This window comes from Marinomonas primoryensis, assembly GCF_013372285.1.
GTDB classification, from domain to species: Bacteria; Pseudomonadota; Gammaproteobacteria; order Pseudomonadales; family Marinomonadaceae; genus Marinomonas; species Marinomonas primoryensis.
Genome location: NZ_CP054301.1, coordinates 3,911,372 through 3,923,559 on the forward strand (window position 1 = coordinate 3,911,372; position 12,188 = coordinate 3,923,559).

At 44.3% G+C, this 12,188-nt stretch carries 10 protein-coding genes; 9 read left to right on the forward strand and 1 reads right to left on the reverse strand.

Going from position 1 to position 12,188, the window contains the following annotated elements; translation table 11 throughout:
- Positions 1 to 34: 34 nt before the first annotated feature.
- The gene (gene ftsY / locus MP3633_RS18230) at positions 35 to 1,252 is read right to left on the reverse strand and encodes a signal recognition particle-docking protein FtsY (RefSeq protein WP_176336573.1); all 1,218 of its coding nucleotides are present in this window, start codon (positions 1,250 to 1,252) and stop codon (positions 35 to 37) included.
- A 174-nt stretch (positions 1,253 to 1,426) separates the two neighbouring features.
- On the opposite strand from ftsY, the gene MP3633_RS18235 reads away from it, so the two are divergent.
- From MP3633_RS18235 to MP3633_RS18275, 9 genes are all read left to right on the forward strand, one after another.
- A complete protein-coding gene (locus MP3633_RS18235; protein ID WP_176336574.1) occupies positions 1,427 to 2,743 on the forward strand; it encodes an insulinase family protein in 1,317 nt (438 codons plus the stop codon).
- The gene (rsmD, locus tag MP3633_RS18240) at positions 2,740 to 3,339 is read left to right on the forward strand and encodes a 16S rRNA (guanine(966)-N(2))-methyltransferase RsmD (protein WP_176336575.1); all 600 of its coding nucleotides are present in this window, start codon (positions 2,740 to 2,742) and stop codon (positions 3,337 to 3,339) included. The genes MP3633_RS18235 and rsmD overlap by 4 nt, the downstream gene beginning before the upstream one ends.
- A gap of 218 nt (positions 3,340 to 3,557) precedes the next feature.
- On the forward strand, positions 3,558 to 5,444 hold the full coding sequence (locus MP3633_RS18245; protein ID WP_176336576.1) for a methyl-accepting chemotaxis protein: 1,887 nt from the start codon (positions 3,558 to 3,560) through the stop codon (positions 5,442 to 5,444).
- 234 nt (positions 5,445 to 5,678) lie between these two features.
- The gene (metX, locus tag MP3633_RS18250) at positions 5,679 to 6,836 is read left to right on the forward strand and encodes a homoserine O-succinyltransferase MetX (protein WP_176336577.1); all 1,158 of its coding nucleotides are present in this window, start codon (positions 5,679 to 5,681) and stop codon (positions 6,834 to 6,836) included.
- Positions 6,836 to 7,426 (forward strand): methionine biosynthesis protein MetW, encoded by a 591-nt coding sequence (gene metW / locus MP3633_RS18255; RefSeq protein ID WP_112135253.1) that lies wholly within the window; start codon positions 6,836 to 6,838, stop codon positions 7,424 to 7,426. The genes metX and metW overlap by 1 nt, the downstream gene beginning before the upstream one ends.
- Positions 7,427 to 7,504: 78 nt before the next feature.
- A complete protein-coding gene (gene rdgB, locus MP3633_RS18260; protein WP_176336578.1) occupies positions 7,505 to 8,113 on the forward strand; it encodes an RdgB/HAM1 family non-canonical purine NTP pyrophosphatase in 609 nt (202 codons plus the stop codon).
- Positions 8,110 to 9,279, forward strand: a complete 1,170-nt coding sequence (gene hemW / locus MP3633_RS18265) for a radical SAM family heme chaperone HemW (RefSeq protein WP_176336579.1) — start codon at positions 8,110 to 8,112, stop codon at positions 9,277 to 9,279. Before rdgB ends, hemW begins: the two co-directional genes overlap by 4 nt.
- Before the next feature lie 432 nt (positions 9,280 to 9,711).
- A complete protein-coding gene (locus MP3633_RS18270; protein ID WP_176336580.1) occupies positions 9,712 to 11,301 on the forward strand; it encodes a BCCT family transporter in 1,590 nt (529 codons plus the stop codon).
- A 298-nt stretch (positions 11,302 to 11,599) separates the two neighbouring features.
- Complete coding sequence (locus MP3633_RS18275) at positions 11,600 to 12,166, forward strand: TMEM165/GDT1 family protein (RefSeq protein ID WP_176336581.1); 567 nt, start codon at positions 11,600 to 11,602, stop codon at positions 12,164 to 12,166.
- Positions 12,167 to 12,188: the final 22 nt, after the last annotated feature.

Here is a 12,188-nt window from a genome sequence, read left to right on the forward strand (position 1 = left end):
CTTAGATTAGAAAGAAGAAAGATCTAATTGCCACTTATTCACTATCAAACAGGGCATCCACAAATTCTTGAGCAACAAAAGGACGCAAATCATCAACTTGCTCACCCACACCTATGTAACGTATAGGAATCCCAAATTGCTTCGAAATCGCAAAAATAATACCGCCTTTGGCGGTTCCATCCAGTTTGGTTAGCGTTATGCCGCTCACACCAACCGCTTCGGAAAACAGCTTAGCCTGACTGATGGCATTTTGACCAGTGCCAGCGTCCAAAACCAACATGACTTCATGAGGCGCATTTTCATCAAGTTTTTTCATCACTCGAACGACTTTTGATAACTCGTTCATCAAATTGGCTTTATTTTGTAATCGGCCGGCCGTATCGGCAATCACAATGTCAATGCCTTTGGCTTTAGCGGACTCGATGGCATCATAAATAACCGACGCTGAATCCGCACCTGTGTGCTGTGCAACAACAGGCACATTATTACGCTCGCCCCATACTTGGAGCTGTTCAACGGCCGCCGCACGAAATGTGTCACCCGCCGCCAACATAACACTTTTGCCTTCAGCCTGATATTTTTTAGCCAGCTTGCCAATGGTCGTTGTTTTTCCGACACCATTCACACCCACCATCAAAATAACAAAAGGCCCATCTTGGCTCACTGGTTCAAGTTCTTTTTGAGACTGACTAAGAATGCCTTCCATCTCCGCTTTTAAATGGGCTAGCAACGTCGTCGAATCTTTCAATTCTTTGCGGTTCAATTTGTCTGTTAGTCCGCTCATCAATGTCTGCGTTGCATCAATCCCAACATCTGCCATCAACAACTGCGTTTCCAGTTCTTCTAGTAGATCGTCATCGACTTTTTTATGGCCACCAATAACAGAAGCCAAACCATTCCCTAAACCACCACGTGTACGAGACAATCCCGATTTGATGCGTTGGGACCAAGATAAAGAAGGCTGTTGCGATTCGACGGGTGTCTCTTCTACCACTTGATTATTGATACTCGCCGATTCATCAGCCTCAACATCAACCAGCGATTCATCAGAAATCGAAGTTTCTGGTGAATCGAACGTATCTATATCCTTTTTCTTGGCTGCTGTAATATCTGCATTCATTTTATTCACAAAACGACGGCGAATAACAAATGCTATGATCGCTAACAGTGTTCCTATTGCAATAGGAACATAACGAGCATATTCACCAAGATACGGTGCAAAAAAAACAATAATTTGGTTAACAAATTCCATTCAATTGGTCTCTTTATTTTGACTGATACAGTAAGCACCAGCGATAATGCTATGATTAGACATTGCGCCACATACATGGACACTTTAAAACGATTATTTTAACATTATTCCGGCTCGCAAACAGGCTTAGTTTTAGCAAACGCACGCTTAACAGACATCGTCTCAAGGTCCATTATGTCCGATAGTAACAAACCTCTCTTTAGCCGACCGGTTTTAGCGGCCATTATGCTGCTTTGTACGCTGGCTATTTGGCTATTAAATCTAGCCGTACCAAGCTCCAAGCTACCAACACCCCACATTGAAACATGGACCACGACATCTGGCATTCCGGTTATCTGGTTAAAACAAGAGCAATGGAAAAATAGTAACAAACTAGAGATTCGGTTTTCATTTCGCTCCGTCACCACCAACACAACACTCATTCAAACCACGCTGGCTATGTTAATGAGTGATTCACTGCCACTTAGCACCGCGTCAATCAACCAAAGACTAACGCCTTTAGCCGCCCGCGCAAGCAGTTATTATGACCATGAAAACCAAACAATTGGCTTAACCTTAAGTAACGAGCCTAAGTATTTAATTCCCACTCTGACTTTGGTAAGTAACTGGCTGAAGAACCCCGTTTTCAAGCACCGTACCTTCGACAACTGGCAACGTCAACACCAGAACAGCCTCCCCGCTCAACATCAACTTGAACGCGTTTTATTTTTGGATAAAAACAAACAACAAGATGCTTCAGAAATGGTCAATGTATCACTGGAACAGGTCTCTAATTATTACCACAGTTTAAAAACGTCTGCGGCTACCATTTTTATTATTGGTGAAATGTCGCCTGGTGCAAAGCAAACCGTCCAAAACGCAATCAACCTTATCAGTCAAGATTATCGTTTATCGAACGCATCAGCAGAGTCCATTATCTACGAACCACTCAGTACCGTTATTCAAAAAAATGAAGGAGACCTCTGGCAAACTCGAAGCGCTATGGCGTTGATGCCGGTTTCCTCTGTAAAAGAATGGATAAGTCTACAGCTTTGGGGGACAGATTTAGTTTCCACCCTCAACAAACAGCAACACATCGACTTTGTACAGCTTGCTCTAACACTGTCACCTCAGCGTCCTTGGGCGTGGTGGAATATTCAATATGGCGACAAGATAGCAGCCGTGCCAAACCAACCATCAGAAGAAGAAAACCGTTTTATCAATGCTAAAAGTCTGGCCTTCGCTGATCAAGTTCCCTCAGTGAGTGACAAAAAAGCGTTTCAAACGCTTCTCAACACGTTCAAACAACAACTCGAACAACAAACGCTGTCACCAACATGGTGGAGTACTATCGCGACTCAAGTCACCCATGAAGATGGGCAACTCACCTTAGAGCAATTTGCTAACAGCTATCAAGAAGCCATTGATAGCTTCACGATCGAAGACTATCAAACGGCCCTAAAATATCTATTAAAACCATCATCCTACCAAGAGATTCAGGTTTACCAATGAAAAAACACACCCCTAACCATGCCTCGATCCAAACCAAGACAAAGGCATCCAAGCTTCGCATCATCGCAGGTGAATGGCGCTCACGCCAGTTACCCATCCCCGATGTTCAAGGATTACGGCCGACGCCAGATAAAGTCCGAGAAACCTTATTTAACTGGATTAATTATTCTATTCCGGGAGCCGTTTGTGGCGATTTTTTTTGTGGCTCTGGCGCATTAGGGCTAGAAGCGCTCTCACGAGGCGCGAAGCACGCCATTTTTGTCGATAATTCAAGAGTGGTTATCCAGCAAATGACCGACAACTTAGCGACATTAAAGGCAGAAAATGCAGATGTCACGGCACAAAATGCGGCCGTTTTTCTAGACACTGCAACGCCTACTCCGCTGGATATCGTATTTTTAGATCCGCCGTTTCGTAAAGGTTGGCTCGCCCAAATCGTTCCTTTGCTTGAAAAAGGCTGGCTCGCAAAACGAGCGCTTGTTTACATTGAAATGGAGAAAGAAGCCGCACTTCCTATCTTGCCCGCGCACTGGTCTTTGATGAAAGAAAAAACAGCGGGACAGTTGGTTTATCGTTTATTTGAAATCGTCAAATAAGCCCCATTAAAGCCCTGATCAAAACAGGGCTTACATTACGCCCTAATCTAAACCCTCGCACTAAAATAGAGCATTACGGAATATTTTGTTACCAACACTCGCTTAAAACAAGCTATATTAAAAGTTGTGTTCTTAGCACGATGCTTGCATAAGCTAATATAACGACGTGCCAGTAGTACGCACACCATTTAACCGACTCGACTCACAGGAAGGTCATTATGTTGGCAAACTTATCCTTTAAAGCAAAACTATTATTCCTACTGATTACCGCCGTGCTGGGGTTTGTTATTGTGACGTTTGTGGCCATGGGAGGCCTATCCTCTCAGCAAAAAGCCAATAATGAATTGCGTAACCTTTCGAAAATTCAAGCGTCAAACGATCAAGTTCGCATCCACATGCTAGAAATAGCCGATAGCATAAGATCCATATCCGTGGACAATTATGATGACTATCTAGCCAGTGCGAATAAACAAATAGAAAAGAATGGCAGCCTCATTAGTACTAGTATTGAACGAGCCCACAGCCAAGCCTTAAAACAAGTCCTCGAAGAAGACCTTATTAAAATAAACGACTACAGCCAAGCGCTCATTGCACTGATCAATAAGCGCTATATTATTGGCTTTGACTCGTCCTCTGGACTGCGTGGCAACATAGATAAAATGGGGACGCAGATCAGTGAAGACATTAATAAACTCAGCCTTTTAAAGCGTGAGTTCACGAATGTTCGCAAGGGCGAAGCCAGTTATCTGTCCGACCCAACAGAGAGTAATTTAGAAGAATTCACCTCCAGCTTCACGCGGTTTGACACTCGAATCGAGAATTTTGGCTTTCAAGATACTCACGGAGTGAAAGCCAACGCCTATCGAGATGCGCTACTTCAATACGGTAAAGAGTACCAAACCCTCAACGACACAGAAGCGGAGTTTACCGCTAAAAAGAACGAATTTGATGAAGGCCAGCTAAAAGCAAACCAACTGATCAATGAGAATATATTGCAAGCTGAAGCTGACGCCGAAACCAGCTCAGCTCAAGCCAATGCCACTCTTCTCGGTGTCAGTATTGCTGTGAGCATCGCTGCTGCACTACTAATGATCACCATTGGACGCAGTGTAAATAGCACTCTGCACAATATCATTACGGATTTAAATAAAGTCAAACAAGGCGACATGTCCTCCAAATCACTGGTCAACAAAAAACGCAATGATGAATTCGACCAACTGAGCCAATCTCTAAATGAAATGACTGACGGTCTTGGCAACGTATTAAAAGACGTTGTGTCCACAACAAGTCACGTTAGCACCATGTCAACTGACCTAAACAGCACTATTCTCAGCATTACCAACAGCAACCATCTAGTGAACCAGCGCACGCATTCATTAGCCAGTGCAACTGATGACATATCAAGTCGGTTAAATGAGTTATCAAGTACAACCAATACCTTAAGATCCCACTCCAACGAAACCTACCAGTCCGCCAAATCTGGAGCAGACACCATCCAAATGGTACTGAACAGCATCACGGATACGGTAAATATCGTTAATATAACGAGCCAACAACTCAATGAGCTTGGCCGTTTATCTAAAAACATCGATAACGTCATTGCGATGATCAATGATCTTGCCAGTCAAACTAACTTGCTTGCACTAAATGCCGCCATTGAAGCGGCACGAGCAGGCGAAGCGGGTCGAGGTTTCTCCGTGGTGGCCGATGAAGTCAGAGCGTTAGCGGAAAAAACCGTTGATGCCACGTCTAAAATTACCGACATCGTCAATACGATTCAACATTCAACACAAACCGCTATCACTACCATGGAAAGTGGCCAAGATAACCTGAAAATCATCAGTGAAAATGGCAGCAAAGCAGAAGAAGCCATGCGAGACATTGAAAGCAACGCCATGACAGGGTCGCAATCAACCGATTCGATGGCAAACGCCATTCAAGAGGTTGCCAGCACGGCCATTCAAATGAGCGCAGAGATGGAGCAGATCGCTAAGCAATTAAATGAAGACACTCGCTCCATTAATATTATGGCCGATAAAACCAAACAAATTCAGCAAGTTTCAGAACAGCTTGCCGATAAAACGCAAGTATTTACGCTCGTTTAAAACGCAATTAACCCACCCGAAACGCTTCTAACATGTCATCGACGAATGATAGAAGCGTTTTTAAAATCACGGCTATTTTCTCCTTCAATCCCTTGATGGCGCTATCAACCTCTTGATGACACTAGGCGCAAACGCTAGACTGTGTGGCATCATTCATCGATGAACCTTCCCACGCTTCTTCACGGGAATTCGAGCACCTTCATTAGGGCTTTACTTTAGGATATAAAAAAACCTATGCCGGACGTCATTCCAGCCGACTCTGTTGGTATTGTTACGCCACAGATTGCGCAATTTGAAACACCGTTGGCGCTGTGCTGCGGACAAACTTTGTCTTCTTATCAACTCACTTACGAAACCTATGGCACACTGAATCAAAATGCGTCTAATGCCATTTTGATTTGTCATGCTTTAAGCGGCGACCATCACGCGGCAGGCTATCATGCAATCACGGATACCAAACCAGGCTGGTGGGATTCTGCTATTGGCCCCGGCAAAGCCATCGATACCACACATTTTTTTGTGGTCGCTCTTAATAATTTGGGGGGCTGTGGTGGCTCTACCGGCCCAACCACCATTAATCCTGAAACAGGACAACGCTGGGAGGCAAGCTTTCCCATTGTCACCGTAGAAGACTGGGTTCAAAGCCAAGCCCGCTTAGCCGATTTACTCGGCATTAAAACCTTTGCGGCCATTGTCGGTGGCAGCCTTGGCGGCATGCAGGTTTTAGAATGGAGTATCCGTTTCCCTGATCGCTTGAAAGCCGCTGTCATTGTCGCTTCTGCACCAAAACTGTCTACTCAAAATATCGCTTTCAACGAAGTAGCGCGCCAGTCTATTCGCCGTGATCCAGATTTTTTTGACGGGAATTATTTAGACAACAAGTCCGTGCCTACCAACGGCCTTGGCCTTGCTCGCATGCTAGGTCACATCACCTATTTATCGGACGATGCCATGGGCGCCAAGTTTGGTCGCCAAATGCGTCACGACAGTTACCAATACAATTACGGCATTGAGTTTGAAGTAGAAAGTTATCTACGTTATCAAGGCGAAGCCTTCACTAAACGTTTTGATGCCAACACCTACATGTTGATGACCAAAGCACTCGACTACTTTGATCCTGCCGCGCAAGCCGATGGCGATTTGGCTGGAGTGCTGAGCAAAGCGCAATGCGAATTCCTGTTGGTTTCTTTTACCACCGACTGGCGTTTTGCACCGGAACGCAGTGAAGAAATTGTCAATGCGCTCGTCAAAGCGGGTAAGTCTGTTTCGTACGCAAAAATAGAAGCTGAAGAAGGTCATGATGCGTTTCTTTTCCCTATTCCGCGCTACATGGCGGTGTTGAGTACTTTTTTAACTCGCGTTGCCAATCGCTTAACGACGGAGGCCAACTAATGCGCTCTGACTTAGAAATGATCGATGAATGGATCCAGCCCAACATACGCGTGCTCGACTTGGCTTGTGGCCCAGGAGAATTACTCCATCACCTGATTGAAAACAAGCAGGTCAACGGCTATGGATTAGAGATCGGTCCCGAGGATTTGAATACTTGTATAGAAAAAGGCATTTCTGTTTTAGAGCAAAACATAGACGAAGGGTTACAGAACTTTGAAGATCAAAGCTTTGATCTAGTACTGATGACTCATGCCCTACAACAATTTCGCCGGCCTGATCTTTTAATCGATGAAATGTTACGAATTGGTAAAGAATGCATCATTACCTTTCCAAACTTTGGTCACTGGCGCAGCCGACTCCATCTTGCACTAAAAGGCCGCATGCCGGTTTCGGATTTTTTACCCTACAATTGGTACGACACACCCAACATCCACTTTTTCACCTTTCAAGATTTTGAGCGTTTATGCCGTGAAAAAGATATCAAAATTCTGCGCTGGGCCGCAGTTGATGGGCATCTAAAAGACCACTGGTGGATTCGTTCTATGCCAAATCTATTCAGTGAAACGGCGATTTTCCACATCAGTCGTTAAGCCGTACATTGAACCATAAATTAAGCGACAAGACGGTCAATCAGCCGTCTTCGTAGCAGAATATCAAGAGGAACTCCGGTGAACAAAACCATCGTTTTAGCCAGCAACAATGCCGGTAAAATCAAAGAATTTAATGCATTGCTCAGCGACATGGGCATCGACGTTAAACCGCAAAGCGAATTTAATGTCGAAGAAGCCGAAGAGAATGGTTTAAGCTTTATTGAAAATGCGATTCTAAAAGCACGTAATGCTTGCGCCCAAACAGGCTTGCCAGCTCTGGCGGATGATTCCGGTATTGAAGTAGATTACCTAAATGGTGCTCCCGGTATTTACTCTGCGCGTTTTGCTGGAGAACACGGTAACAATGAAGCGAATAACACCCTGCTATTGGAAAAATTAGACGGCGTCGCTGAACTCGAACGCACCGCACGCTTTCATTGTGTTTTAGCCTATATGCGCCATGAAAATGACCCTACTCCAAAAGTATTCCACGGCGTTTGGGAAGGACGAATAATGACATCAAACGAAGGTCAAGAAGGCTTTGGTTATGATCCCGTGTTTTACGTTCCTGAATGTGGTTGCAGTGCAGCAAGCCTGCCAAAAGAAGTTAAAAACCAAATAAGCCATCGAGCAAAAGCATTAAAGCAACTTTTCGCAGCGTTCCAGCAACAAAGCAGTCTACTGTGAGCATTCTGTTGCCACCATTGAGTTTGTATATCCATTTACCTTGGTGCGTTCGCAAGTGTCCTTATTGCGATTTCAATTCTCATCAAGCTGATCGTTTTGAAACCAATGGAAAACTGCCTGAAGACGCTTATTTGGCGCAATTGCTCGCCGATCTAGACGCCGATTTGCCTTATGTTGCTGGCCGTCCGATTCAAACGGCATTCATTGGCGGCGGCACGCCCAGCTTAATGAGCGAAGACTTTTACTACCGTTTGATGGACGCTTTACGCGAGAAACTCACGTGGGCGGACAATGCCGAAATTACCATGGAAGCCAATCCGGGCACGTTTGAGCAGGAAAAATTCAGCCATTTTCGCCAAGCAGGCATTAATCGGCTTTCCATTGGCATTCAAAGTTTCCAGCCAAACCTGTTGAAAACCCTAGGAAGAATCCACAACCGAGACGAAGCCATACACGCTGTGGATAAGTCTAGAGCTGCTGGCTTCGACAATATCAACCTCGATTTGATGCACGGCTTACCCGATCAAAGCCTAGAAATGGCCATGGAAGACTTATCTCTCGCGATAAAGCTTAACCCTGAGCACTTATCTTGGTATCAATTAACCATTGAGCCAAACACCGAGTTTTATCGCCGCCCTCCCACATTGCCAGAAGACAACACCTTATGGGGCATTCAAGATGAAGGCCAAGCTTTGCTCACCCAACATGGATACGTTCAGTATGAAGTATCAGCCAACTCAAAAATAAACCGCCGTGCCGAACACAATCTTAACTATTGGCGTTTTGGCGATTACATCGGCATTGGCGCTGGAGCCCATGGCAAGATCACATTGAGTAATGGTCAAATATTTCGTACACGAAAGACCAGACACCCAAACCATTACCTCAACAATCTACCAGAAGCGCTTGTCATCAAAGACGCCATAGAACAAGAAGACCTGCCACTGGAATTCATGATGAACCGGTTACGCTTATTCGAAACATTCGATCTAAATGACTATGAGCGATTTACCTACCAAAAGTTACCAACGTCTTTGATAAAAGCCTGTGAAACTGCATTGAAACAGGGTTTATTAGACTCCGAGGCATGGAAAAACAATCGTGTTAAAACCACCGAAAAAGGCAAATTATTCCTCAATGAATTGCTTGAACTGTTCCTTCCATAACACGTCACTTTATTTACTATAATTTGACATCTAACTAAATTGGTGTAATCCTTGTCCAGTTAAGAACAAAAAAAGGCCATCATTGATGGCCTTTTTTTGCTTCATTGGAGATATAAATCTAGTGAATTTCCAATAGACATTATCTTTTCAAGCACAACAATCAACACGGCCGCTTTGTTCTATTTTAACAATTTAATCATTCTCGGCATGCAGTCTACCTCTTCGTTGGGCTCAGTTTTAAAAAAGCATAACTTGCGAATTTACAACGCTAAATTATCGGTTAATTGCTAAAATAGAACAAAATACGTCGCATTAAGAACAGTCCTATAATGGGAATACTTTTAGTGTAAGGTAGCGAAATTGTATAAAAAACGCTCACGTTGGTTTTAGTTTGGAAGGTTTGGAAAATTTCACTAATTCAGGAGAATATTTATGAGTAACAAAGTACCTGACAGCGGTCGGGCAGAATACAACACGTCGTACAAAGTAGGGCAAGATAACGTTCAGTTTCTTGGCCTAGATGTACTCAACCCTGTCTTTAGCACAAGTGCCATCATCATTTTTGCTTTCATACTTGGTAGTATTTTATTCCCAGCAGATGCAAGTGCACTATTGTCAGCAGGAAAAAATTGGTCAATCAATAATTTTGATTGGTTCTTTATGGTATCTGGCAATATCTTTGTGCTCTTCTGCCTCCTTTTGATTGTTCTTCCTTTAGGTAAGATTCGTCTTGGCGGTACCGAGGCAAAAGCAGAGCATTCAACCATCACTTGGTTTTCCATGCTGTTCGCGGCTGGTATGGGTATTGGCTTAATGTTCTGGAGTGTTGCAGAACCTGTTGCCTACTATACAGGTTGGTACGGTACGCCATTTGATGTGGTTGCAAACACGCCTGAAGCGAAAGACTTGGCCATGGGCGCAACCATGTTCCATTGGGGTCTTCATCCTTGGGCTATCTATGCGGTTGTTGGCCTTTCTTTAGCGTTCTTCGCTTATAACAAAGGTTTGCCACTGACCATTCGTTCTGCTTTTTACCCACTATTAGGTGAAAAAGTATGGGGCGGTGTCGGTCACGTAATCGACGTAATCGCAGTTATTGCCACTATCTTTGGTTTGGCAACATCACTTGGCTTTGGTGCACAGCAAGCAACAAGTGGTCTCAATTTCTTATTCGGCATTCCCAACACGTTAATGACACAAATTGTTGTGATTTGTGCGGTAACGGCGGTGGCCATTATCTCGGTTGCACGTGGTCTAGAAGGCGGTGTTAAACTGCTTTCTAATGTCAACATGATCATTGCTGGTGGCTTGGCGTTGTTTATTGTCATCGTTGGTAATACCGGCGCGATCTTCGCGGCTATGGGTTCTTTCTTTTTAAGCTACGTTGAAAATATCATTCCTCTGAGTAACTGGATTGGTCGTGATGACGAAACCTTCTATCACGGTTGGACTGTGTTCTATTGGGCTTGGTGGATTTCCTGGTCCCCATTTGTCGGCATGTTTATCGCGCGTGTTTCTCGTGGTCGTACGGTACGTGAATTCATTGTTGCTGTGTTGTTAGTACCAACCGTTGTGTCCTTAGTATGGATGTCTATTTTCGGTGGTTCTGCCATTGAGCAAGTAGAAAATGGCGTAGGTTCCCTCGCAAATGGCATCACGGATTCTTCACTTGCGATGTTCCAAATGTTTGCCAGCCTACCACTCACGTCTTTGACGTCCTTCGTTGGTATCATTCTAGTCTTGGTCTTCTTTGTGACCTCTTCTGACTCAGGTTCTTTGGTTATCGATGGCATCACAGCCGGCGGTAAGACTGACGCACCTATGATACAGCGTGTATTTTGGGCCGTTCTAGAAGGCATCATTGCGATTGCCCTACTTGTTGGTGGCGGTTCTGAAGCATTAGGCGCGATTCAAGCGGCAGCCATCACGATTGGCTTACCGTTCACCGTGCTTATGTTGATAATGTGTGTGAGTTTGTGGAAAGGTTTACATAGCGACATGCATCTTTATAAAAAAACGTAAAAATATAAAGAGCAATTTCTACTAAAAACAACGCGAGCGGCCATTACCGCTCGCGTTGTTTTTTTTTGCCGAATACTCTATTATCAGCACCTTCTTAGGGGAGTAATCTTCTTTGTACGTACGAATCTGTGTACTGCAAAGATTCTTTGTCAACATAATTGGGCCTCAAGCTCGTGGCAAAGAAGTCCTGATACGATGTGAATCGACGGGATTGGTGAGACTTAAGACAATGACTTGGCTCAGGTGGGCACAGGTAGATTGTCTTTTGTTTTATAGCCCACCTAGGACCCATCAAAAAATGGAAGCTCTACTCACTTCTATCTCTACCGTTGCTCTTGCTGAAATGGGCGATAAAACCCAACTCTTAGCTTTATTTCTTGCCACCCGATTTGCCTCCAAAATGTCGATTGTTCTAGGCATTCTTTTTGCGACTCTACTCAATCATCTTTTATCTGCTTGGCTCGGTGTCGAAATTGCACGCTGGATTCCCGACAGTGCAATCAGTTGGATTATCGGTTTAAGTTTTATTGCTGTGGGTTTATGGTTATTAATCCCAGATAAAGATGACAGCGAAGAAAATACCATACTGAAATATGGCGCGTTTGGCGCGACGTTTGTGCTGTTTTTTCTTGCTGAAATAGGCGACAAGACACAAATCGCCACGATTTTATTAGGCGCTCACTATGGCAGTGTTTGGATGGTCTTGTTAGGCTCAACCCTTGGTATGATGCTAGCGAATGTACCCGTTGTGTTTGCAGGTCGATGGATCATGGACAAGATCAATGCAGATCGAACCCGACAACTTGCTTGTGTACTCTTTCTCATTATGGGCGTTGTCACCATAGCGTCACCACTGCTTCAATAAATAGGTTCACTGAACAGGAATG